Origin of the sequence: Gillisia hiemivivida, from assembly GCF_007997295.1 — a bacterium.
GTDB classification, from domain to species: Bacteria; Bacteroidota; Bacteroidia; order Flavobacteriales; family Flavobacteriaceae; genus Gillisia; species Gillisia hiemivivida.
In genome coordinates, this window is sequence record NZ_VORY01000004.1 from 1 (window position 1) to 25,307 (window position 25,307).

Annotated in this window: 16 protein-coding genes; 5 read left to right on the forward strand and 11 right to left on the reverse strand. The window is 34.7% G+C overall.

The annotated features are described in order from the left end of the window. Positions 1-470: 470 nt before the first annotated feature. From ES724_RS05475 to ES724_RS05495, 5 genes are all read right to left on the reverse strand, one after another. Positions 471-1,505, reverse strand: coding sequence for a M12 family metallopeptidase (locus ES724_RS05475; RefSeq protein ID WP_146930657.1), 1,035 nt, complete (start codon positions 1,503-1,505; stop codon positions 471-473). Positions 1,506-2,034: 529 nt separating this feature from the next. After that, entirely contained in the window at positions 2,035-3,669 is a 1,635-nt protein-coding gene (locus tag ES724_RS05480; RefSeq protein WP_146930660.1) for a thrombospondin type 3 repeat-containing protein, read from the reverse strand. 88 nt (positions 3,670-3,757) lie between these two features. Further along, on the reverse strand, positions 3,758-5,542 hold the full coding sequence (locus tag ES724_RS05485) for a thrombospondin type 3 repeat-containing protein (RefSeq protein WP_146930663.1): 1,785 nt from the start codon (positions 5,540-5,542) through the stop codon (positions 3,758-3,760). Between the two features lie 94 nt (positions 5,543-5,636). Next, entirely contained in the window at positions 5,637-7,148 is a 1,512-nt protein-coding gene (locus ES724_RS05490) for a hypothetical protein (protein WP_146930666.1), read from the reverse strand. Between the two features lie 227 nt (positions 7,149-7,375). Beyond that, on the reverse strand, positions 7,376-8,404 hold the full coding sequence (locus tag ES724_RS05495) for a response regulator transcription factor (protein ID WP_146930669.1): 1,029 nt from the start codon (positions 8,402-8,404) through the stop codon (positions 7,376-7,378). A gap of 473 nt (positions 8,405-8,877) precedes the next feature. Here ES724_RS05495 and uvrA point away from each other — a divergent pair, with 473 nt between their 5' ends. The 4 genes from uvrA to ES724_RS05515 all read left to right on the forward strand — a co-directional run bounded on the left by uvrA (position 8,878) and on the right by ES724_RS05515 (position 17,918). Beyond that, a complete protein-coding gene (uvrA, locus tag ES724_RS05500) occupies positions 8,878-11,715 on the forward strand; it encodes an excinuclease ABC subunit UvrA (protein WP_146930672.1) in 2,838 nt (945 codons plus the stop codon). 19 nt (positions 11,716-11,734) lie between these two features. Next, a complete protein-coding gene (locus ES724_RS05505; RefSeq protein WP_146931034.1) occupies positions 11,735-12,424 on the forward strand; it encodes an LOG family protein in 690 nt (229 codons plus the stop codon). A 51-nt stretch (positions 12,425-12,475) separates the two neighbouring features. After that, positions 12,476-15,292 carry a gluzincin family metallopeptidase gene (locus ES724_RS05510; protein ID WP_146930675.1) on the forward strand — a complete coding sequence of 939 codons (2,817 nt, stop codon included), beginning with the start codon at positions 12,476-12,478 and terminating at the stop codon, positions 15,290-15,292. 214 nt (positions 15,293-15,506) lie between these two features. Further along, entirely contained in the window at positions 15,507-17,918 is a 2,412-nt protein-coding gene (locus ES724_RS05515) for an alpha-ketoacid dehydrogenase subunit alpha/beta (RefSeq protein ID WP_146930678.1), read from the forward strand. Positions 17,919-18,214: 296 nt separating this feature from the next. Here the strand turns inward: ES724_RS05515 and ES724_RS05520 are convergent, their stop codons facing one another. The 4 genes from ES724_RS05520 to ES724_RS05535 all read right to left on the reverse strand — a co-directional run bounded on the left by ES724_RS05520 (position 18,215) and on the right by ES724_RS05535 (position 21,831). Further along, a complete protein-coding gene (locus ES724_RS05520) occupies positions 18,215-19,723 on the reverse strand; it encodes a PH domain-containing protein (protein WP_146930681.1) in 1,509 nt (502 codons plus the stop codon). Further along, a complete protein-coding gene (locus ES724_RS05525) occupies positions 19,713-20,228 on the reverse strand; it encodes a PH domain-containing protein (RefSeq protein ID WP_170249851.1) in 516 nt (171 codons plus the stop codon). Before ES724_RS05525 ends, ES724_RS05520 begins: the two co-directional genes overlap by 11 nt. Further along, positions 20,228-21,067 carry a 1,4-dihydroxy-2-naphthoyl-CoA synthase gene (locus ES724_RS05530; RefSeq protein WP_026838035.1) on the reverse strand — a complete coding sequence of 280 codons (840 nt, stop codon included), beginning with the start codon at positions 21,065-21,067 and terminating at the stop codon, positions 20,228-20,230. Before ES724_RS05530 ends, ES724_RS05525 begins: the two co-directional genes overlap by 1 nt. A 356-nt stretch (positions 21,068-21,423) precedes the next feature. Then, the gene (locus ES724_RS05535; RefSeq protein WP_146930686.1) at positions 21,424-21,831 is read right to left on the reverse strand and encodes a DUF2059 domain-containing protein; all 408 of its coding nucleotides are present in this window, start codon (positions 21,829-21,831) and stop codon (positions 21,424-21,426) included. 241 nt (positions 21,832-22,072) lie between these two features. Here ES724_RS05535 and ES724_RS05540 point away from each other — a divergent pair, with 241 nt between their 5' ends. After that, the gene (locus ES724_RS05540; RefSeq protein WP_146930689.1) at positions 22,073-22,555 is read left to right on the forward strand and encodes a hypothetical protein; all 483 of its coding nucleotides are present in this window, start codon (positions 22,073-22,075) and stop codon (positions 22,553-22,555) included. On the opposite strand, the gene ES724_RS05545 is transcribed toward ES724_RS05540, so the two are convergent. Next, positions 22,552-23,391: a CvfB family protein gene (locus ES724_RS05545; protein ID WP_146930692.1), complete on the reverse strand. Its 840-nt coding sequence runs from the start codon at positions 23,389-23,391 to the stop codon at positions 22,552-22,554. The genes ES724_RS05540 and ES724_RS05545 overlap by 4 nt on opposite strands. 134 nt (positions 23,392-23,525) lie before the next feature. Continuing rightward, positions 23,526-25,259 (reverse strand): 2-succinyl-5-enolpyruvyl-6-hydroxy-3-cyclohexene-1-carboxylic-acid synthase, encoded by a 1,734-nt coding sequence (gene menD / locus ES724_RS05550; protein ID WP_146930695.1) that lies wholly within the window; start codon positions 25,257-25,259, stop codon positions 23,526-23,528. Between the last annotated feature and the right edge of the window lie 48 nt (positions 25,260-25,307).

Genomic DNA, 25,307 nt, shown 5'->3' on the forward strand with positions numbered 1-25,307 from the left:
TCAGCAGAATCATTCAACGCAAAAATAAAAGCCTTTAGAGCACAGTTCAGAGGAGTAAAAAATGTAGAATTCTTCCTCTACAGATTAACCACAATTTTTGCATAAACACAACAATTAGTCATGATCCTGGTTTATACCATTCCTCATTTAATTTTTACTGTTTTTTATTCATTAAAAAACCCGAGACTAAAAGTTTCGGGTTTTAAAAAATCATTTATTTTAAATGTCCTTCAAATAATACAAGATTAAAAAAGAAAGCATTTAAAATTTTTAATAATCAATATGGGGAGATGCTGTAGTAGTTATCTCTCAATTTTATTAATCGAAAAAATAAGGGTGTAATAGAAAAGGCTGTGAATTGTAATCGGCGGTGAGTTTAATATGAGAAGTTATTCTACAATTGTTACACACTTCTACATAATAAATTACAACCTGAACATTTAAAGCTGCTCAGGTTGTAATTATTGTTCTTATTTATAATACCAAATGCCATTTACAAGTTTTACAGCTCGCATACCGTAAGGACCGCTGTAATACCATCCATTGTAGAAACGAAGAACTGTCAAACCTTCAATGGTGTAATATTCTCCGTTAATATAAGTTGGTGCAACGGGTTCAGTACCTCCTGAAGGATACATAGCATTAATACCAGTTTTATCTCCGGAAGAAAGTGCATTTCTCTGCGTACTATATGTACTTCCGTCTACTTTTACTATAGTAGGTTGACCATTGTTTGAGAAGGAATAAGAACTATATAACATGATAGATCCAAAATCTAGATTTGAAGTGAATTCGTCTCCATCAGATCCGTTTTCTGCATACGTTTTAAAATTATGCTCTCTCCCACTTTGAATGTTAGAGTAATTGATCTTGATGTGGCTGTCACGATCTACTCTACTCTGCTCATGCCATAGACCAACTGCGTGACCAATTTCGTGAATAGTGTTCCCTGTGGAACATGCACTGGCTAAGGTAATATTCTGTCTACCCCCAACCATTCCAACATATGAAGAACATCCAGATCCTGGTGTAAAGTAAATATAATTGGATTGACTTGATCTTTGAACAAATTTAAGATTTGTATTTGCTTCCCAGTGCTTAATAGCGTCTGTCGCTCTATTTTTATCTGGAAGATTACTATCTATGGAGTAGTAAACAGTGTTATCCGTCCATCTTGCTGAAGTTCTCCCTACACTCTTTTGGGCAGGAATCTCCTCCCCTTTCTCAAAAACTAATTTTACATCTTTTGATGTAATCATATCATTTGAGAAGATAATATCTCCTTCGTAAATATAATCGCCATCTATTTCTTCTACCGTAATTTTCTGGCCGGCAAAATAAACTTCAGATAGCATCCCGAAGTCCTCTGGATATGCCATTTCAACGTTTGCAGATAATTCTTTAATTTCATTTAATTGCTCTTCTGTGTTTGGGGTGATTTCATCTTTACTACAAGACAGAATAGCTAAAGCCGGCAGTAAATACAATAAATTTGATCTCTTCATAAATCGGGGTTTTAAAATTTAAATGAACAAGTTCTTTTTATTAAATAATTCTTGTTCTGGTTATTAACAAATTATTATGAGTTTGTTTTTATTCAAAGTTCGTTCCAAAAAAAACATCATCACTTCATAAATATTTAAACATCAGATATTTATAATTACAAATTATTTTATTATTTATATCTCTTAATGATATTAATTATTTATTTCCAATAAATATTAGTAAAAATTTATGGATTCAATTCCTTTTTTAGAACCGAACTCCAAACAACAGCTCATGAGGGGGAGATATGAGTGTTTCCTATTAACAATCGCTAAAATACATAAATAAACGTTAAACGGTATCTTTTTTTAACTTTTTTTTAACTTTAACATTTTAAGCAAAAGAAAAGCTGTCCGAAATAAATCGGACAGCCCCTTCTATTAACACCTCTAATTATTATTAAAATAACTACTGGTGTAACAAAACTAACTCAGTGAACAAGTCATCCCCCCGGTTGACAAAGCCACTAGAGCTAATTTTTAAGGAAAACTAATTACAAATATTTGCAGAAACTTCTACTTCTAGAGGATAATCTATTCCTCCTTCACTTACAACAACTACATTGATAGAAAAATCATTTGCATTTATATCAGTTTGACATTTTTGAGCACCAAGAACTGGCAAAGAAACTTCAGCATCTGAAGCTATCAAACCTTCAAAGAGATCTATAGAAACCGTGATATTATTAGCATTTGAAGTTTCTAAGTCAAAATTTATTGTTCCTACCTGTAGACCATCAATCATTAAAGGATAAAACGGATCCTGTCCTACAGGAAAGCCTACTAATGATACCGTTTCTGTAAAAGATAGTTTATCACATCCAGCACCTGGAGCAGGAATACAATCTGTTGGATCTACACCACAATTAGGGTCTGTATTTAATCTACACCCTGTATTTTCATCAGCATCAAGAATTCCATCACCATCATCATCAGTATCACAAGCATCTCCTAAACCATCTTCATCAAAATCTGCCTGACTTGGGTTTGAAGTACTTGGACAATTATCCACACCATTCAAAAATCCATCATTGTCACAATCATCACCGGGATTAGCTGGATCACATTCTCCATTTCCTCCACCAGGGATTGTTCCATCACCATCAAGTGCATTTTCACATTCCCCAACTAATAGGTGTAAATATTCATTTGTAGTTCCATCATCATTTAATAGTTCATTAACCATATTCCAAGATAGAGCAACTGGTACTGGTGTATTATCTATATCACCATAATTACCTGTTCCGCCCCAATCTTGTGGATAAATAACTAAATATAAATACGGAGCATCATTTCCTAAGTTTGCTGGTGGTCCAGGAATTACTAAACATAATGGATCTGCAAAATATCCGCCATCACCGGTTCCTGTTGTTGCCATTGCATTAGGATTATTATGATTGTATATCTGAATTCCAGTAGCATCCAGACCAAAATAAAGATCAATTGCGTAATCTGCTACCCAGTGTCTTCCATCCTCGTTACAATAATTAACAAATAAGCACAACGGATAAATTGTTTTAGGAACAATATCAAAGAATACATATCCATATTCATTTACCACTCTTCTATCAAAACATAATACTTCAATGTCAAAATATGGTTTTGTGCCTGGGAATACTTCAAACATTTTAGGTAAAGCATCCTCTACATATCCATCAAATTCTGCATCATCTCCTTTAGGAGCAATCCATATTAAATTTCCATTAACCGCGCTGTAAAAAGCGTCACTAGCAACAGAAGTATCTCCATCGTATACCATAAAACTAGTTACGGTAACCATTGTAGAACCATCAGACGGAACAGGAATTTTCAAATCTTCAGAGTAGTCTGTAAAATAACCAGAATCATCTGAAAAGATATCTACCGTGGTCGAGTAGTCTGAACCTCCATAAGAAAATTCAATAACGGCAACCGCAGGTTCTGCATCTGCACATGTAGGAACTTGATCAAAATGGCCTTTTTGCATGGATCTATTAGCAAGATCATTAAGCAGTGCACCAAAAGTTATAGTAGTAAATTGAGAATCTGCATCGTCAATAGGACCTTCTACTTTCTCTGTACTACAGCTGGCAAACAATAGCATTAATATCGCTACCATCGCGTATATATTCGTATATTTTTTCATCTTTAAAATTTTAAATTAATGTGTTGCGTAATATTTCAATTAAATAAACCACTCGATTAAAATTAACCGAGTGGTTATTTATTAAAATTTAATTACACGTATCACCTGCATGAACTATTACCCAGAAACTATCATCATCACTTGTTCTAGTTAAAGTAAAGCTAGTTTCGCTATCTCCAACCTCATCATTTCGGTTGTATTTACCAGGACTCTTAGCTGTATTTCCAGGTTGTTCTTCGCTTAAATAAACGTGAAGATCTGAGATGCTAAATCCTGAGGCTAAATTTATTGTGAACTGAACTTGGTCTCCTGTAGCTGTAATTGTTACAGTTCCGGCTTTTACACCTTTAGAAGTATCATTCTGTCCTGCACCTCTCCAGAAGTCAAAAGTCTGTGTTGCACCATCGTCAGTATTGAAATTTTCTGCCCAGCCCCATCTATTGGAATTAGAGATATCATTAATTTCTGTGTCTCCAAACATAAATGCTGTTCCACAACCACTAGGTGGAGTTGTTTCTGGACATCCATTATTGGTTAAGCTATACTCTGATGGACATCCATCAATACAGTCGTTCAATCCATCACCATCGGAGTCTGCGATACAAGCATCTACTGGACATCCATTATTGGTTAAGCTATACTCTTCTGGACAATTATCACAAAGACCAAAGAATCCATCTCCATCGGGATCGCTTCCTATACATGGTTCATTTTGCGGACATCCATTTGCTTCTGTTCCAGCTCTAGTTGGGCATTCATCACATACATCTCCAACTCCATCATCATCGCCATCAGCTTGACCTGGATTGTACGTAGTTGGGCAATTATCATCATCATTAGGAATACAATCTCCGTCTAAATCTCCAGCCGTTGAAACTCCTGGAATACATCCGGGTATTACATCACATCCTATAAAAACATGGATATATTCATTTGTTTCTCCATCTGCATTCAATAATGCGTTTACATCATTCCAACTTAAACCTTCTTCGGCTAATGGAGTATTATCTACATCTCCGTAATTTCCAGTCCAATCTTTTGGTGTAATCACATAAAATAAATAATCTTGAGAATCTAAGAAACCTTCTGGTTTATCCGGAACCTCCAAACATAAAGGATCGGCAAAATAATTATTGTTTGCAAGAACTCCTGTATTTGGCATTGCATTAGCATCACCGCTAGTATATAATTGGATTCTACCTGTACCATCATCGTAATAAAGATCTAAAGTATAATTCCCAACAAAATGTCTATCTCCTACACATAAGTTAGCAAAGAAACATAGTGGATAAATTTTACCTGGTACAAGATCAAAGAATGGATAACCGTATTCGTTTACATCTCTTCTATCAAAACATAAAACTTCTACATCTATATATGGCTTTGAATTAGCATATACATCAACATCAAATGGTAGTGGCTTAGTTATATAACCAGCAAAATCTCCTGGTGCTATTGGTGCTACCCAGATTAAATTGTCACTTGAATCGTAAACTCTAAATCCCTTTAAAGTAACTTTTGTAAAGGCTGCACCTTGTGCAATAGGAATTTTTAATAGCTCACTATATTCTGTGAAATAACCATCAGAATCTTCTGAAATTCCAACTTCTACAACTTTATCCCCACCACTTCCAGGATAGGAAAAAGTTACCATAGCCATATCAGGCTCAGCATCTGAACAAGTTGGTACTTGACTAAAATGATCTTTGTTCATTGACCTATTTGCCAAATTATCTAGCAATGCTCCAAATGTGAGCTCTGCAGAATTTTTAGCCTCTGGTGATGTATCCACAGCAGTTTCTTCTGTGGTACATGAGGTAAAGAGCAAAGCGACAAACGCAAAAATGCTCCAATAATAATTAATAGTTTTCATAATTAAATAGTTTAGATTAATAATATATTTAGAATGGTTAATAAAATTTGTGTAAGAAAAAACTGCATGATATTATCATGCAGTTTCTTTAGATTTAATTTAATTCCAGCTGTCCACATGCAATAGGAAGCGTGGCTATGTAATCACTACCTACATCCTTCCCGTGAAGAACAATGGTCTTTTTATCTAATGGTGTCATATCTGCCATTGATGGGAACCCAGAAGCCCCTAGAGTTACTGTTCTCTCATACATTAAAACACCTGTTGTGGTTACTGGGAAATTAGAATTGGTACCATCTCCCGCACCGGCTAGGGTAAGGAATAATTGCGGACCTCCATAGGCACTCAAACCTTCACCAATTTCTAACAGACCATTACCATTTCCACCGTTTATAACAAGATCTGCGCTCATATCTGGACAGGTAGAATCAAAGGAATCATCTGTTTTACCATGAATATGTTGTGGATGTAAACCGTTATCTAGACCGAATCCGGCAATTTGAGTTTTTATCGTATTCCCATCTAAGGTTACATAAGCTACAGCAGCAACTTTAGAGTTATTAAGTTCTCTTAAACAAGCGTAATACGTTGTAGTATTGCTTGTTGGATCATTAAAAACTGGAGGCGTATCGTCATCATCACAACCTTCCATAAAGTGATAGTATTCTAATTTATCATCACCCACAAATAAGGTTTTAGCTTCAAATTCAGTTAAAACTCCAGATCTAATTATTGTTCCCACGCGATCTGAATCATATTCAGGAGAGTCCAATAATGTGATTTCAAAATAATAGGCGTCATCATCAGAATCTGGATCATCTGGAAGAGCTACACATAAAGGAGATTCCTGATACACACCATTATTTAAAGTCGCGATTGACGTTGAATTTGCTTCATTCTTAGTATATAATCGGGTTCCACGGGTCTCAGTAGATGTATCATAAGTCCAAACGTCAATAGTATAATTAGCAACATAGTGTCTACCCTCTGGAGTACAAAAGTTACCAAATAAACAGAAGTTGAAGATTTCTTTTTGATCTATATCAAAGAATACATAACCGTACTCATTAACCATACGTCTATCAAAACATAGAACTTCTATATCTATATATGGTTTTGTACCTGCATAAACATCAACATCAAAAGGTAGCGGCTTATCCACATATCCAGAGAAGTCTCCAGGAGCTACAGGAGCTATCCAAATTAAATTGTCACCAGCATCAAAAACTTTAAATCCTTTTAAAGTAATTTTTGTAAAATCTGTTCCTTGTACAATTGGAATTTTTAATAGTTCACTATATTCTGTAAAATATCCACTGGCATCTTGAGAGATACCTACTTCGACAACTTTATCCCCACCACTTCCTGGATAGGAAAAAGTAACTTCAGCCATATCAGGTTCTGCAGCTGAACAGTCTGGGACTTGATCAAAATGACCTTTTTCCATTGCTCGGTTTGCCAAGTTATCCAGCATTGCTCCAAACGTAAGCACTGCAGATTCCGTGGATGCATCATCTATAGGAGATGATGTTTCCTCTTTACTACAGGAGGTGAAAAGCATTGCAATTATCGCAATGAAACTTAAAGAGTAATTTAACTTTTTCATGATTAAATAATTTAGATTAATAATATATTTAGAATGGTTAATAAAAGATTTCACACGAACAGCCCTAAAGGGGCTATGATATTTTCAATTTAATTTGATTTTTTGTGGGGAAGTATTATTCAACAAGAAAGGCGCAGTTGGGGGTGACATTCTTGATTAAAGTAAAGATATCGAGATATCTAGGTTTGTACCTATGGGGAATTTCCCCCATATTTGGACACTATAGCTTATACCTTATTATGCTGTAAATCGATTAAATTATGATTTATAGCGTATATGATACTTTCCAAGATGGTATCAGAATTTGTACGCTTAACGATATTTGCCCTATGCTTTTCTATGGTCTTAGGTGATATAAACAAGGTGTCAGAAATTTCTTTCGTCTTGTAACCTTTACACAATAATTGAATAATTTCTTTTTCTCTTTTTGTAAAGCTAAATTCTGCTAGATTGGAGTTTTGTTCGAAACAATTCTGTACGTTTTCAGAATTACTCCCTACTTTATCTTTTATCATAGGAGCTTCATCATAAAAGTGAATCATCATAATGAATTGGCCGTGTAGCATTTTATCAAGTTTACTAAAGCTTATCTTAGCATTCCTAGTTTTATTATTTTTCAACTGTAAGGAAGTTTTAGTTACAGCCTTCATATGCTTTCCTCTGGCAAAATTCCTTAAACTAGCCCTCACTTTTGTTTTATTTTCACAATTCACAAAATCTGTCAGTTTTAAGTCTTCTATATCTTCCACGTCGAATTTAAATGTTTCTTTAAATGAATCATTCATGGCAATTATAGTATCCTGCTGCAATAGAACCACAGGGTTTACCAATAAATTAAATAAGCCTAGAAAAGAGTCTTTCCAATAATTTGTGATAGAAAATTTTGAATGTACCTGCTGTAAAATTCTACTATAAAGAATTGATTCCGTGCAGGAGTTATAAATGACTTCATTAACCTCATTTTTGTATTTCTCTTCTATAATGCTTCTAAAATTTTTATCTGCATACATCACCAACCAGCACTTATTAAGGAAATGTGTAGATTTAAAATTTGAAATATTCTTTAAGCTTTTTGAACTCATTGAAGTTTGATCTACCAAAATAATATCTGGAAGTAGGTCTAAGGCTATGTTATAGCCTGTATGAAGTGAATTCACCGTACTTATTTCACAATGAACACTTAGATTTTCTTTAATTTGTGTAATAAACTTAAGTTGATTACTAATAATTAATAGTAGTTTTTTTTCCGTCTTCATTCCTCTTATTTTGTATTAACATATAACTCACGTAGGTAAAAAATGAGATTTTGGGCAATACGAAATCATATCGATAGTTCGATTGGATTTCTAGGGGGAATGGGATAATAGGATTGTAAAAAAATGGGGTATTCAACTAAATAAATAATGGGGGGGAATCTAATATTAAATATAAGGGAATACCCCCATATAAAATAAAATAAATAGGTACTATTACGCTTACATTCAGCGATTTAAACTATCGTCAAAAAGTGACTTTTTAAAGTTGAAATCCGTTTTATTGGCAAAAAATTATGTGATTCATATATTTAACTTAAGCAAATGTTAATTTTGATTATTTCTCAAAAAAAGGATAATTTGAGTCTAATCCATGAATTTATCTCTTAGTTTTACATTTAAATTAACATGCCATATTTGATGCTTACTTTTTAGTTTGCAACAGTTTAAGTACCTTTGCCAACTTGACAAAAAATATGGCTAAAGCTGAAGAAAACATTGAGGTATTAGGGGCTCGCGTTCATAATTTAAAGAATATAGATGTTACGATTCCCCGCGAAAAATTAGTAGTTATAACCGGTCTCTCCGGATCTGGAAAATCATCCTTAGCATTCGATACCATTTATGCTGAAGGACAGCGCCGTTATATTGAAACTTTTTCATCTTACGCAAGGCAATTCCTAGGCGGAATGGAGCGCCCAGATGTAGATAAAATTGAGGGCTTATCTCCCGTTATTGCTATAGAGCAAAAAACAACCAGTAAAAATCCAAGAAGTACTGTTGGTACTATTACCGAAATATATGATTTCCTAAGGCTGCTATTTGCCAGAACCGGGGATGCGTTTAGTTACAATACTGGAGAAAAAATGGTGAGTTATAATGATGAGCAAATCAAAGAGCTTATCATTAAAAACTTCATCGGTAAAAAAATAAGTATTCTAGCCCCAGTTGTACGATCCAGAAAAGGACATTATAGAGAATTATTTGAGCAAATAGCAAAACAAGGTTTTGTAAAAGTAAGAACCGATGGAGAAGTTCGGGATCTTATTAAGGGAATGAAACTCGATAGATACAAGATCCACGAAGTGGAAATTGTTATTGATAGGCTTCAAATAGACGAAAATGCAGAATCTGATAAGCGCCTAGAAGAAAGTATAAAAACGGCCATGTATCATGGTGATGACGTACTAATGGTCTTAGAGCAAGATTCTAATGAAATTAGATATTTTAGTAGAAATCTAATGTGTCCTACTTCTGGAATCTCCTATCCTAATCCAGAACCAAATAATTTCTCATTCAACTCTCCAAAAGGAGCATGTCCTAATTGCAACGGAATTGGAACTCTGCATAAAATTAATGTAGACAAGGTTATTCCGAAGAAAAACCTTTCCATTAAAAATGGAGCTTTGGCACCACATGGTCCGCAAAAAAAGAACTGGATTTTCTCTCAACTGGAACTTATTGCTGAACGATTTGAATTTAAATTAAGTGATCCTATAGAGAAAATACCAGAAGCTGCGTTGGAAATGATCCTTTTTGGAGGTAAAGAAAAATTTTCTAAGCAATCTACTACTTTAGGTATCACCCGCGATTTTAAAATTGATTTTGAAGGAGTTGCAACATTTATAGAGAACACTTATAATAATAACGAATCTACCTCTCTAAGACGTTGGGCAAAAGAATATATGGATAAAATAGACTGTCCAGTATGTCACGGCAGTAGATTGCGTCAAGAATCGCTGTATTTTAAGATCAATAATAAAAATATTGCAGAATTAGCTAATAAGGATATTACTGATCTTGCCAGCTGGTTTGCGAATTTAGAATCAAGCCTTTCAGAAAAACAATTAAAAATAGCTTCCGAAGTTATAAAAGAGATCCGGACTCGTTTACAATTCTTGATAGATGTTGGGCTTACCTATTTATCGCTGAATAGAAGTTCCAAATCCCTTTCTGGAGGAGAAGCTCAAAGAATTAGACTGGCCACACAAATTGGATCTCAGTTGGTTGGAGTGCTTTATATTCTAGATGAACCTAGTATTGGCCTACACCAACGTGACAATGATAAGCTGATTAATTCCTTAGAAGCGCTTAGAGATATTGGAAACTCTGTAATTGTTGTAGAGCATGATAAGGATATGATAGAGCGAGCAGATCATGTAATAGATATTGGTCCTAAAGCCGGAAAACATGGGGGAGAAATTATAAGCCAAGGGACTCCTGCACAAATAAAAGAGAGCAACACCATTACCGCTGCCTATCTTAATGGTACTATGGAGATCGAAGTTCCCAAAAAGCGAAGAAAAGGAAATGGGAAAAATATTACACTTAGCGGGGCTACAGGTAATAACTTAAAGGATGTCACTGTAAAGATCCCTTTAAGTAAAATGATTGCAGTTACAGGGGTTTCAGGAAGTGGAAAATCTACTTTGATCAACGAAACCTTGTACCCTATCATGAATGCCTTTTACTTTAATGGCGTTAAGGTTCCTATGCCTTATAAAAGCATTAAAGGTCTAGACCATATAGATAAAGTAATAGATATTAACCAATCTCCTATTGGAAGAACACCTCGATCTAACCCTGCAACCTATACCGGGTTATTTTCTGAAGTGAGAAATTTGTTCGCTAAAACTCCTGAAGCTTTAATTAGAGGTTACAAACCTGGAAGATTCAGTTTTAATGTAAAAGGGGGAAGATGTGAAACTTGCAGAGGTGGAGGCCTTCGGGTTATAGAGATGAATTTTCTACCAGATGTTTATGTAGAATGTGAAACCTGCCAAGGAAAAAGATTCAATAGAGAAACCTTGGAAATTCGTTACAAAGGGAAATCTATTTCAGATGTATTGGAAATGACGATTGAAGAGGCTACAGATTTCTTTGAATTGATTCCGAAGATATATAGAAAATTAAAAACAATGAGAGACGTAGGTTTAGGTTATATTACACTTGGCCAACAAAGTACTACGCTCTCTGGTGGGGAAGCCCAGCGAATTAAACTATCGACAGAACTTTCTAAGCGCGATACCGGGAATACTTTTTATATATTAGACGAACCTACCACAGGTTTACATTTTGAAGACGTTCGAGTACTAATGGACGTTCTCAATAAATTAGCAAACAAAGGAAATACGGTTCTTATCATTGAACACAATCTGGATGTTATTAAATTAGCCGACCATATTATTGATATAGGCTACGAAGGTGGGAAAAATGGAGGTGAAGTAATTGTTACAGGAACTCCAGAAGTAGTTGCAAAACATAAGACAAGTTATACTGCACAGTATTTAAAAAAGGAATTAAAAATTAAATAAGATTTTGAACGATACAGAAATGAGAGCTAAGCAAGGTAATAAAGCATGGAACGGAATTAAAACAAACGATTCTTGGGCTATTTTTAAAATAATGGGTGAATTCGTAAAAGGATATGAAAAGCTCAGTCAAATTGGACCTTGCGTCTCTATTTTTGGGTCTGCACGTACAAAACCAGATCAAAAATATTATAAATTAACTGAAAGGATCGCTCAAAAAATTGTGGATCATGGTTATGGTGTTATTACCGGGGGTGGACCTGGAATTATGGAAGCTGGAAATAAAGGAGCACATCTTGCCGGAGGAACTTCTGTAGGTTTGAATATTGAATTGCCTTTTGAACAACATGACAATCCTTATATAGATCATGATAAAAGTTTAGATTTCGATTATTTCTTTGTTAGAAAAGTGATGTTCGTAAAATATTCTCAAGGTTTTGTAGTTATGCCTGGTGGTTTTGGAACATTAGATGAGCTTTTTGAAGCAATCACGCTAATACAAACAAATAAGATAGATAAATTCCCAATTATACTAGTTGGAACAGAATACTGGGGAGGATTAATTGATTGGATAAAGTCTACTTTATTGGCTGGCTTTCAGAATATTAGTGATGGCGATATAGATTTAGTTCAAGTTGTAGATACTGAAGATGAAGTAATAGCTATCCTTGATGATTTCTATGACGAATATAATCTGAGCCCTAACTTTTAGGTTTAGGAAACTTAGAAATTCTTGTATTAATTTTTTAATTTATTTTGACCCTTGAAAATTAAATTAATTTCCTTTTTTATTATTGGTTTGTGCATAACTCATTTTAGTTTTGGGCAAACCAATATGGATATTATTGCGGTTTTGAATGATTCTACCCATACTTTTAATATTCAACATAAAATTGAATATGAGAACTCTAGTCCAGACACCTTAATTTCAATTTATTTAAATGATTGGGCCAATAGTTATAAGGATAAGTCTACTCCTTTGGCAAAACGTTTTGCTGAAGATTATATAAGAAGGTTTCATTTTGCTAAGACAGAAGAACGCGGAAACACTAGAATGTACAGTGTGTCTAATGCAAACCTGATGCCTTATAATTGGGAAAGGCCAGTTGATGCAGCAGATATTATAAGAATAGATCTAGACAAGCCTTTATTGCCTGGAGAAAAACAAATAATAAATCTCTTATACTCTGTAAAAGTACCTTCAGATAAATTCACCAGGTATGGTTATGATGATGAAGGAAACTTCAAATTAAATTATTGGTATGTAACTCCTGCAGTTTACAAAAAGGGATGGCAAATATACAGTGATAAAAACTTAGGAAATCAATATACTCCTCCTGTAAACATTTCAATTAAGCTGTCTACCCGGCCATACTTATATATTGCATCTCCATTAAAAACAGACAGATTAGTAACAGAAGACCTCTATAAGACCACCTATTTATCTGGAAAAAATAGTGTCTCTTCTCAACTATACTTAACCAAATCCTACAGGTTTGAATCTATACAAGCCAATAAAACAGAAATTATTTCAAATTTAGATGATGAAGGTTTAAGTAAGGAGATTAAAGCCACGCTTCTCTCCAGAATTATGAAGTTCTTGGAAATTAGACTAGGAGAATATCCTCAAAGTTCTCTAATGGTTACTAGGGATGAATATTTAAATAACCCTGTTTATGGTCTCAACCAACTTCCAAGTTTTTTAAGACCTTTTCCTGATGGTTTTCAATATGACATTAAGCAGTTAAAAACCATAACCAATCAATTTGTAAAGAATACCATCCTTGTGAACCCTAGAAATGAACAATGGGTCTATGATGCATTGGTGGTCTCGCTAATGATGGATTATGTAGACGAATATTATCCTAACACGAAACTGCTAGGGAGTTTAAGTGATTTTCTTATTATTGAATGGTTTCACGCTTCAGATCTTGAATTCAATGATCAATATCCATTTATGTATTTACATATGGCTAGGAAGAATATAGATCAGTCATTATCTACAGCTCAAGATTCTCTGGTAAAATTCAACAAGAATATTGGTAATGCATACAAGGCTGGAGCAGGATTAAAATACCTGGATGAATATCTTCAATCTAATACCGTAAAAAAATCGATTTCAGAATACTATAAAAATTATGTTCTAAAACCATCTAGCGAGGAGGATTTCCTTAATATTCTTCAAAAGAACACAGAAAAAGATATTTCCTGGTTTAAGCAAGATTATGTTCGGACTAATGAAAAGATAGACTTTAAAATAAGCAAGCTAAAGAAAACCCCAGATTCTTTAAGGGTCACCATTAAAAATAAGAGAGATAATAATATGCCTATTTCTCTTTATGGCCTGAATGATGGAAAAGTTGTTTATAAAACTTGGGTAGGAAATATCCAAGAAAGTAAGCAAGTGACCATTCCAAAAGATAGTATAGATAGACTTGCATTAAATTACGAAGGAGTTGTCCCAGAAGTTAATCAAAGAAATAATTATAGAAGGGTAACTACCCTGCTTAATAAACCGGTACAATTTAGATTGTTTCAGGACATTGAAGATCCTAGATATAACCAATTCTTCTTTATGCCAGAATTTAATTATAACCTATATGATGGGATTTCTATTGGTCCTAAACTGTATAACAAAACATTTTTGGATAAAAATTTTGAATGGAAGGTTTCTCCAAAATATGGTTTTACAAGCCAGACAATCGTTGGATCTGTTTCAGCAAATTATACGAACTATCTAGATGATGAAAACCTATTTGCCATGAAATTTGGGTTTGGAGGAAATCGTTTTTCTTATGGCTACAACTTGTTTTACGAAAAATTCACTCCTTTTGTGGGGCTTTATTTTAGAAATTCATACCTAAGAGATAATCAGCGGCAATCATTAACTTTTAGAAATGTTAATGTAAAACAAGATATAGATCCTCTTGATCCGGTAGAGCAACCTAAATATAATGTGGTTAATTTGAGTTATAATTTTAGCGACACCAACCTAATAGATTATTTTAGAGGAGGTGTAGATTATCAGATAGCCAAAAATTTCAGCAAGGTTTCTTTAACTTTGGAATACAGAAAATTATTTAAAAACAATCAGCAATTAAATCTTAGATTCTTTGCAGGAACCTTTTTATTTAATGATGAAACAGATAACGACTACTTTAGTTTCGCATTAGATAGACCTTCAGATTATTTATTTGATTATAACTACTACGGAAGAAGTCAAGATAGCGGATTATTCAGTCAGCAAATAATTGTTGCAGAAGGAGGTTTTAAATCTCAGTTAGAACCAGAATTTGCAAACCAATGGATCACTACTGCCAACGCTAGTACAAATCTTTGGAAATGGATCTATGCTTACGGTGATGTTGGTCTTGTGAAAAATGAAGGTTTTAAACCGAAATTTGTTTATGACTCGGGAATTCGAATGAGTTTTGTAGCCGATTATTTTGAGGTTTTCTTACCCGTTTATTCTAATCTTGGTTGGGAAATAGGTCAAAAAGATTATGACCAAAAAATAAGGTTTATTGTAACTTTAGATATAAATACTCTTATAAGATTATTTACAAGAGAATGGTACTAAGGCAATAATTGAAAAAATAATTTCAATTATATTTTAAAGAACAAATAGAACACAGATTATTAGATTCATAATTAATCTTTAATTACAACTTAATAATTATCAATAGTTTAACTAATTCAATATTTTCTGCATTTTTATATTAATTATGCCAATTTCATTGAATTGTTTTTACCCCTAGTTTTAGCTATATTTGTAACAATTCAAACTTTATTTCATGCAAAGCGAAACACAATCCAAAGAATCTATATCCTTCGAAGATTTTAAAACTCAGGTTTTAGAAGATTATAAAATTGCTGTTACTAGTAGAGAATGTAGTCTATTGGGAAGAAGGGAAGTTTTAACAGGAAAAGCAAAATTCGGGATCTTTGGGGATGGAAAGGAGATTCCGCAGCTTGCAATGGCTAAAGTTTTCAAAAATGGAGATTTCCGCTCTGGTTATTATAGAGATCAAACCTTTATGATGGCTATTGGCGAACTTAATATAGAGCAGTTCTTTGCAGGATTGTATGGAAATACCAATATTGAGGACGAGCCAATGTCTGCAGGTAGACAAATGGGAGGACATTTTGCAACACACAGTTTGGAAGTAGATGGAAGCTGGAAAAACTTAATGCAACAAAAGAATTCCAGTGCAGATATCTCTCCTACTGCTGGGCAGATGCCAAGACTTCTTGGATTGGCTCAAGCTTCAAAAATATATAGAAATGTTGAAGGAATAGATGCCGAAAAATTTTCGGATAACGGAAATGAAATAGCTTGGGGAACCATAGGAAATGCAAGTACCAGTGAAGGTCATTTTTGGGAAACTATAAATGCAGCCGGAGTTTTACAAGTACCAATGGTAATGAGTGTTTGGGATGATGAATATGGAATATCTGTTCACGCCAAACATCAAACTACTAAAGAGAACATCTCAGAGATCCTTAAAGGTTTCCAAAGAGATGAAGAGAAAAAAGGATACGAAATTATTGTAGTGAATGGCTGGAATTATGTAGCGCTTGTAGAAGCTTATGACAGAGCTTCAAAAATAGCAAGAACTACCCACTCCCCTGTTCTTATTCATGTAAACGAACTTACGCAACCACAAGGTCACTCTACATCCGGTTCTCACGAGCGTTATAAAGATGAAGATAGATTGGCTTGGGAAAGAGAGTTCGATTGTAATGTAAAGTTTAAAGAATGGGTTCTTGAGAATAATTTTTCTACTGAAGAAGAATTAGATAATATAGATAAGGACATTAAAAAACAGGTAAGGGACGGGAAAAAAGCGGCTTGGACTGCTTATAGCCAACCCGTGAAAGATAAATTTTCAGACCTGCTGCCTTTTCTAGAAAATGCAGCTTCTCACAGTGAAAATAAGGATGCTATCGAATCTTTGATAAAAGAACTTTCCGAAATAAAAGATCCTCTCAAAAAAGATCTTCTGGTAGTTGCTAGAAAGAGTTTACGATATATGATCGGTTTAGAAAATACTGCGAAATCTGATCTAATAGAATGGATTGAAACTTATACTTCTACTTCTCAACCAGAATATAGCAGTCATCTATATAGTGACTCTGCAAATAATGCACTTTCTATTCAGGAAGTTGAAGCAACCTATGATGAGGATGCTAAAGATGTAGATGCCAGAATTATTTTAAGAGATAACTTCGATAAGATCTTCGCTAATAAACCTGAGACACTGATCTTTGGAGAAGATAGTGGAGCCATTGGAGATGTTAATCAGGGTCTGGAAGGACTTCAGGAAAAATATGGAGAGCTAAGGGTTGCAGATGTTGGAATTCGTGAAGCAACTATCTTAGGCCAAGGTTTAGGAATGGCTATGAGAGGCTTACGTCCAATTGCTGAAATTCAATATTTAGATTATATTCTCTATGCCTTGCAAATAATGAGCGATGATCTTGCAACTGTTCAATATAGAACTAAAGGAAAACAAAAAGCACCGCTAATTGTTAGAACCAGAGGTCATAGATTAGAAGGAATCTGGCATAGTGGATCCCCAATGGGAGCATTAGTACATTTATTAAGAGGTATTCATGTTTTGGTGCCTAGAAACATGACCAAAGCTGCTGGGTTTTACAATACTTTATTAGAAGCAGATGAACCTGCATTGGTAGTAGAATGCTTAAACGGATACAGACTTAAAGAGAAACTACCAAACAATTTTGGCGAGTTTAGAACTCCGTTAGGCGTTGTAGAAACAATCAAAGAAGGAAAAGATATCACCTTGGTTTCTTATGGCTCTACCTTAAGATTGGTGGAAGAAGCCGCGAAAGAATTAGAATTGGTTGGAATAAATGCTGAAGTGATTGATGTTCAATCGCTTTTACCTTTCGATCTAAATAAGGACATTGTAAAAAGTGTGGCTAAAACCAACAGGCTTTTAGTTATAGATGAAGATGTTCCTGGTGGAGCTTCTGCCTACATTATGCAGGAAATTCTTGAGAATCAGAATGCATATATACACTTGGATAGCAAGCCGCAAACTTTAACTGCTAAAGAACATAGACCTGCTTACGGAACCGATGGCGATTATTTCTCTAAACCTTCTACGGAAGATATTTATGAAAAAGTTTATGAGATCATGAACGAAGCGAATCCTTCTAAGTTTCCAAAGCTGAGATAGACTTCAAAAAATCATACTTATAAAAAGCCCCGTTCTATAAATTAGAACGGGGCTTTTTAATTCTTAAGAGTTTTCCCGTTTTTGTACCCCTAAGCGGAGTCGAAGGGTCTAAAAATAACATCTCGACTGCGCTCGATATGACATTTATTTGAAAACAAGCTTGGTAAGAAGACGGATATAAATAATTAGAAACATAATTCCTCAAGCTGTCTAATAAATAGAAGCATAGTTTAAATTTCCAAATTGAATTTGATGACTACTTAAAAATAAAATTGTACCAAGAAATAACCCCAAGCCTACATCCAACTTCGTGAATTTGATTCAATTTTATAAAACATATAATTTATATACGGGAGGATATTCTTGCTTACAGCTCTAAATGAAATATCTCCCCCAGCAGTATGAAAAATAATATTAACCAAGTTCCTTTTTTTATACCACAAAGGCTGAAATATACTTATGGATTGAGTTTTGTAGATCTCAAAACGCTTTTCTGTTTTATTCCAGACCCCTGATTTTTTATAAATAAAATCTTCAGAAATAATCAAGCTTAAGGATCTGAACATCAAAATCTGCCAGATTACAGCAATTACGGTATATAAGCCGACCAGCAAAAGCCAGGATGAAAAAGATAAAGCATCCACAAAAAACACTACAAAATAACTTACCAGGGCAGGAATCAGCGCAATAATTAAGTGTCTCATCAGCAAGATCCTATCCGGCACAAAGGTTTCCTCAAAACCGCTGAGCTGGTCTGTATACAGGAATGAATTCACCTTCGCAACTGTAGCTTGATCCAGACCAGGAATTTTAATTTTACTTTTCTGAAGTTCATCTTCACTGTTTGCAAGTGAAATACGAACTTCATATAAATTCAGCCATTTTTGGACAGGATTTGTGATCACCTGCAATAATTGCACACGCCTTGGCTGTAAAGAAATTTTCGTATTGGTTTTTAGGCCCATTTCCAATTCAAGACTCTCCTTAGTTTGAGTTAATTTTAAGTTGAAATATTTTATAAAAACTTCAGCGACAGTTATTAAAACACTCAGGAAGAGCACAATGACAGCAATGAACAAGAAAATGGAAACCGATTCCATAGGACCGGGCAATTCGTTTAAATATTCCTGAATGGTTTCAGAATGTTCCTCAGATACTGTTCTTACTTCATTGTAGATAGTAGAGAAAAATGCGACAATCAATATCAATCCCCGCAAATAATTAGTGCTTATTCCTATTTTTAGTAAAGTTAAAAAACTCAATTCGTGAGTCCAGAATTGCTTGTTAGGTGTTTCTCCGGTAGTTTCTGTATTGGTTATTTCTTCGGAATATTTGTCCTTTACCTTTATTAGAATAGCCAAAAGCTGGTTTGCATTTTCGTTGGAAATAGCCTTAATGCTAATTTCCTCCTTCTTGCTTCCAGCTGTTTCAATTACAAAACTGTTAACATTCAGAAGGCGCTGCAGAATGGAGCGTTTAATATATACCTGCTGAATTCTATCAAAAGGGATCGCAATATCTTCTGTATTGAAGACTCCTTCCTGGAGCACAAATTCCTGATTTTCATAATCTATATGAAAAAGGAATCTGCGATAATACACATAGCTGTATATTAGAACCAGAACTGAAATCACTCCCGAACCTGTCACTATGTAAACTAGGCTTTCCACACTTGGTCCGGTGAATAAAAAATATACGATAATTGCCCAAAACCCTTTTAATAAATTAAAAATTCTGGTGAGAAAAATTAGAAGGATCCCAATTTCAGATTGCCTTTGCGGAACTCCAAACAAATTAGAATTCATTTGCAGTGAGCTTTGCGGCCAAAGCCTCTTTTAACCGGAGTGCTAGATCTGGGGCCAATCCGGGAATTATAATATCACTGCCGCTACCGCCAGCAGTAAAAATTTTAAGGCTTGAGATCTTAAGCATCTTATCCAGAACATCCCGGGAAATTGAGGCGTGCTGAATTCTATTAAAGGGAACAACCGTAGTTTTATTTACCAAATAGCCCCTCCTGTACAAAATATCCTTTTGCCTGAGCACAAATCCATAATTCTTCTGTAGCTGGAAAATGTTCCAAAATTTGAAACCAAAATATAAAACGATCCCTATAAGGAGTATGTTTAATTGAAACTGAATTATTTCGAAATAAAATAAAACCACCCAACCAATCACCGCCAGGCAGAAAAAAACCAGATTTTGAAGACTGGCTTTTATGAGATAAGCCTTTGAAATCGGTTCAAAAGAAACTTCTTCAAATTGAGGAAGTGAAGCAATATCAATTGATCTATTGGTGAAATTTTCCATTACGGAAGCCATTTCTTGACAAAGTTAGGCTTGCGCTTTTCCAGGAATGCGTCTCTTCCTTCCTTTGCTTCCTCTGTCATATAAGCAAGTCTGGTAGCTTCTCCAGCAAAGACTTGCTGCCCAACCATACCATCATCGGTAAGGTTCATTGCAAATTTCAACATTTTAATAGAAGTTGGAGATTTCGCTAAGATTTCCTGAGCCCATTCGTAAGCAGTATTTTCAAGATCTGCATGCGGAACTACAGCGTTTACCATTCCCATTTCAAAAGCCTGTTGAGCAGAATAATCCCTTCCTAAGAAGAAGATCTCTCTGGCGCGTTTTTGGCCTACCATTTTTGCTAGGTAAGCTGACCCATAACCACCATCGAAACTAGTTACATCTGCATCTGTTTGTTTAAAAATTGCATGTTCTTTACTGGCAAGAGTCATATCGCACACTACGTGTAAGCTATGCCCTCCTCCTACTGCCCAACCTGGAACTACTGCGATCACTACTTTTGGCATAAATCGAATTAAACGTTGAACTTCAAGAATGTTAAGTCGATGCATTCCATCTTCTCCCACATAACCTTGATGCCCTCTTGCTTTTTGATCTCCTCCACTACAAAAAGAATACACTCCATCTTTAGAGGAAGGTCCTTCTGCAGAAAGTAAAACCACTCCAATTGAGGTATCTTCTTGTGCATCATAAAATGCATCATATAATTCACTTGTTGTTTTTGGCCTGAACGCATTGCGTATATCTGGTCTATTAAAAGCGATTCTGGCTACACCATTCGCTTTTTTGTAGGTTATGTCCTCGTATGTTTTAGCAGGCTTCCATTCTATCTTGCTCATCTTTCTAATTTTTTATAAAAATAGAGTTTTTACAAAACTGTACATAATATTAGACAAAGAAGAATTCGTTTAAAATTATTTGTCATCCTATTCCGAAAGCTTTCGGAATCGTTTCAGGATCTTTTATTAAATAAAAGAAATAATTCAAACTAATGTGCATCTCGGGACAGGTATACCGATTAAGCATTATTTAAAATACGGCAAAAAATTACAGCCTAGAAAGTACTGTCCACGTCAAGCTGAACTTGTTTCAGCTTCCAAATAATCCGAATTACTGGATTGTAAAGATCCTGAAATAAATTCAGGATGACGATTTCAACTTTTTAGGCTGTCTCTTTTAATGTTCTTCTAAAAATTTATTTTGAATATTTAGCCATTAATGGTTGTAATTGCATACCCCATTGTTGACCAATTTGCATAGACTTTTCAGTAATTACAGGTAATTCTGCAGTCATTTTTTGTCCAACAGGAGTTGCATAAAATGCAAGAATTTCATCTAATTCAGCTTCAGTGAAACTCTCCATGTAAACTACAGCAAGTTTATCAAATAGGCCTTTCATACTTTCTTTAACTTCCGCTTTAAAAGCATCACGGTTTTCTTCAGCAACCATACCTGCTAAAGGCTTAAGCATTACATCGAAAGTTGCTCCAGAATTAATTTCAATCAATTGAACGGCTTTAGCTTTGTATTCTGAATCTGATTCTTGTGCAAAGCCTGAGAATCCTACCAATAAAAATACGACTGCGTAAAAAGTGTTTTTCATAATTTAGTTTTTTTTGAAATTCAAAATTAGAATTATTTAGCTATTATAGAACTAAAAATTAAAATTTTTAAGCGGTTTAAATTAATGTCTAAAGAAATCATTTCAAAACATAGTAATTGCACAATTCTTGATACCTTTAAGATCAATAACTTCGTGGCAAGCTTACGAGTTATATTGGAAATACTTAAAAAAAATCAAGCAAGCCACAGTAATCAAACCCTCTATGAGGAATTAAATGAAAATGATGAAATTCTTAGGGCTGCTTGTATTATTATTGATTTCTTCAACTTATGGCGTTGCACAGGAGATCCCTGTATTAAATTCGCCTGATGATTTTATAATACAACGCACAGAGATAATACCTTCCTTATCTATACTTGCTCCAGAAAATCCATATGTCGGAAAATTTAAGATACGAACCGTAAATTTTGATGTTAAAGACCAACCTATTCAGGTAAATATTTCTGAAATAATGCGGGAAGAAGAACAAATGAGATCTAACAGTTATGTAGAACTTTCTCCACCTGTGCAGCTCTCTCAAAAGAAGGCTTCAGTTAGCTTCTCTGCGAATCCAAGAGAAACTGATGCCAGATACTTCAACCAGAATTTCAATCCTTCTTTGCCAAGAACTGGAACACGAAATACGGTTTATAAAGATGCTTCAGAAACTACAAGACCTATTTATTATAGTAGATACTCTCCTTTTTACAGAAGATATTATTAAGAGTCTTCCTTTAGATAGATTCCGTCATCTTTAATTTCGATCATTCGCTGCTTATAAAGTGTTCCGATAGCCTTTTTAAAGCTCTTCTTACTCATTTGCAAAACACGTTGAATTTCGGTAGGATCAGATTTATCTGTAAGTTTTAAATGCCCGCCTTTCAAAGAGATCTCATTTAAAATGCTTTGTGCATTAGGCTCGATACTTCTATATCCAGGACGTTGTAGCGTCACATCCAATTTACCGTCTGGTCTGGTTTTCTTGATCCATGCTTTTAAACGATCTCCAGGATTTAGATCCTGAAATATATCATCCTTATATATTAGTCCTTGGTGTAATTCATTTACAATCACATTTACGCCAAGATCAGTAGGATTTACCACTATGATGTCTACTTCTTCATAAGGTTCTACTGTGATCTCTGAATTGTCCATGAAAGCATTGGTCTTGCTGGACGCGACAAGCCTATCTGTATCTTCATCTAAATAACAGAAAACTAGATACCAACTGTCTTTACGCATCTTAGATGCCATTTCACGGTAAGGAACAAAAAGATGTTTTTCTAATCCCCAGTCTAAAAATGCCCCAATATCAGATACCTCTACACATTTCAAATAAGCAAACTCATCCAATTTTACATAAGGACGTAGTGTAGTTGCCACCGGACGTTCAGAATGGTCTAAATAAACAAAAACGTCTATTTCGTCTCCAATATTAAAAGATTCCGGTTTGTATTTATTTGGTAATAATACCTCATCATCTCCAGACCCGGTTAAAAATAATCCAGGTTCGGTATCACGATCTATTATTAATGTATGGTATTGTCCTATATTAAGCATAACTGAAATTTAAAATGCAAAGATACTTTATATTTTATGGGGAAACTCAAAATCCTATTGCTTTATAAAAGGCCTTTAAATCTAACTTATTTCAACTCTCAAATTGTTGAATTTTGAGCTACAATTCCAGTGAATTAAGATTTAATAAAGTCGAAATATTCCAACAATACCTCATCATTCAGTGATCTTGGAGTCATAATTTCCAATAATTTTGGTTTTTCTGAAGGATTAAAGAATTCTTTCAATTCAGCATTCACTTGGTTTGAATCCTGGGCACGGGCATATTCAAAACTGTACATTTCACAAAGGGCTTTCGCATTAAGATCGTGTATTGTTTCAAAATAAGTATCAAAATTTTCGGTATTCTTATTCCCAGGGAGAATTCTAAAAATCCCTCCGCCGGAATTGTTAATTACAATAATTCTGAAATTTACAGGAATATGATTGTTCCAAAGACCATTGCTGTCATATATAAAACTAAGATCTCCACAAATAAGCAAGGTAGGTTCTTTCTTTACCAGGGCTGCACCCACAGCGGTAGAAACGCTTCCATCTATTCCGCTGGTGCCGCGATTACAAAATATAAATTGCGAGGCATCCCAATTAAAAAGTTGTGCATAGCGCACGGTAGAACTATTTCCTAGCTGCAAATTATAATGCTTAGGAATCGCCGAAACTATAGATTGCATAGCCTTAAAATCCGAATAAGGGATCTTATTCACGTAAATATCATGACGCTGTTTTCGTTGTTCATTTATCTTTTTCCAATGCACTGCATAATCACTTTTTACTGAAGTGGTTTCTGGCAAGAACTTCTGAAAAAATGAATTCACTGAAGTTTCAAAATGTTTATTTAAACAGAAGAAGGTGTTATAAGCCTTTTTTGGATCTATATGCCAGTGCTGTTTTGGCTGAAAATTTCTTAAGAATGATTTTATCTTTTTAGAAACGATCATTCCTCCAAAGGTCAATAGAATATCTGGCTGTAATGCTTCAAATTGCTCATTAGCATCTGCAGACTTCTCTATGGGGCCAATCAAGGTGTCTATTCTGGTAAAGAATTCAGCATGATCTACATTAGAAGTAGTTTCCGTTAAGATAATTACGGTAGGGTCTTCAGCTAAAAGATCCAGGTATTGTTGTTCTACACTATCTGGTGCCATCACTCCTACAATGATCATTTTTCGCTTCGCGGTATTCCAAAGATCTAGATAGGGCTGCAGCTCCACTTTAGAATATTCTCGCTGACTAAGGTCTGGCAGAATTTGAACTGGATCTGTGATCTTATTTTCTTCTACGGAATATAACGGCTCATAAAATGGTACATTTATGTGTACTGGTCCATTATTCTCTAGAGCACTGTTCAATGCTAGGTTGATTTCTCGTTCATTATGCCTACGACTTTCAAATTGCTTCTGAAGCAACTTTTTGTCTGAAGCCATATTTTCTAATACCAACTCAGAATATAAGTTTGCTGAATATAAAATATGATTTTCAAAAACATTCTTTTGTCTAATGGTTTGTCCATCCCCAATGTCGATGCGTTCTATAGGCCTGTCTGCAGAGATCACTACCAAAGGAATATCACTATAATAAGCTTCTGCAATTGCGGGATAATAATTTAGTAAGGCAGATCCTGAAGTACATACTACCGCTACAGGTTGTTTTATTTGCTGAGCGATGCCCAAAGCAAAAAATGCAGCACAACGTTCATCTACAATACTGTAAGCTTTAATTTCCGGATGATTGGTAAAACCAATAGTCAAGGGAGCATTTCGTGAGCCCGGAGAGATCACAACATGTTTTATGTTCTTTGCAACACACAATGCAACTATCGACTGTGCAACCGGTATTTTGGAGTATTTCACAAGTTCTGTTTAAAAATGAGTCAAGCATTTCAGACTTTAAAAGAAATA

Bases quoted from the DNA above. Each gene is read 5' to 3' on its own strand.
- ES724_RS05475 (WP_146930657.1), bottom strand. From the start codon at position 1,505: ATGAAGAGATCAAATTTATTGTATTTACTGCCGGCTTTAGCTATTCTG.
- ES724_RS05480 (WP_146930660.1), bottom strand. From the start codon at position 3,669: ATGAAAAAATATACGAATATATACGCGATGGTAGCGATATTAATGCTA.
- ES724_RS05485 (WP_146930663.1), bottom strand. From the start codon at position 5,542: ATGAAAACTATTAATTATTATTGGAGCATTTTTGCGTTTGTCGCTTTG.
- ES724_RS05490 (WP_146930666.1), bottom strand. From the start codon at position 7,148: ATGAAAAAGTTAAATTACTCTTTAAGTTTCATTGCGATAATTGCAATG.
- ES724_RS05495 (WP_146930669.1), bottom strand. From the start codon at position 8,404: ATGAAGACGGAAAAAAAACTACTATTAATTATTAGTAATCAACTTAAG.
- uvrA (WP_146930672.1), top strand. From the start codon at position 8,878: ATGGCTAAAGCTGAAGAAAACATTGAGGTATTAGGGGCTCGCGTTCAT.
- ES724_RS05505 (WP_146931034.1), top strand. From the start codon at position 11,735: ATGAGAGCTAAGCAAGGTAATAAAGCATGGAACGGAATTAAAACAAAC.
- ES724_RS05515 (WP_146930678.1), top strand. From the start codon at position 15,507: ATGCAAAGCGAAACACAATCCAAAGAATCTATATCCTTCGAAGATTTT.
- ES724_RS05520 (WP_146930681.1), bottom strand. From the start codon at position 19,723: ATGAATTCTAATTTGTTTGGAGTTCCGCAAAGGCAATCTGAAATTGGG.
- ES724_RS05525 (WP_170249851.1), bottom strand. From the start codon at position 20,228: ATGGAAAATTTCACCAATAGATCAATTGATATTGCTTCACTTCCTCAA.
- ES724_RS05530 (WP_026838035.1), bottom strand. From the start codon at position 21,067: ATGAGCAAGATAGAATGGAAGCCTGCTAAAACATACGAGGACATAACC.
- ES724_RS05535 (WP_146930686.1), bottom strand. From the start codon at position 21,831: ATGAAAAACACTTTTTACGCAGTCGTATTTTTATTGGTAGGATTCTCA.
- ES724_RS05540 (WP_146930689.1), top strand. From the start codon at position 22,073: ATGATGAAATTCTTAGGGCTGCTTGTATTATTATTGATTTCTTCAACT.
- ES724_RS05545 (WP_146930692.1), bottom strand. From the start codon at position 23,391: ATGCTTAATATAGGACAATACCATACATTAATAATAGATCGTGATACC.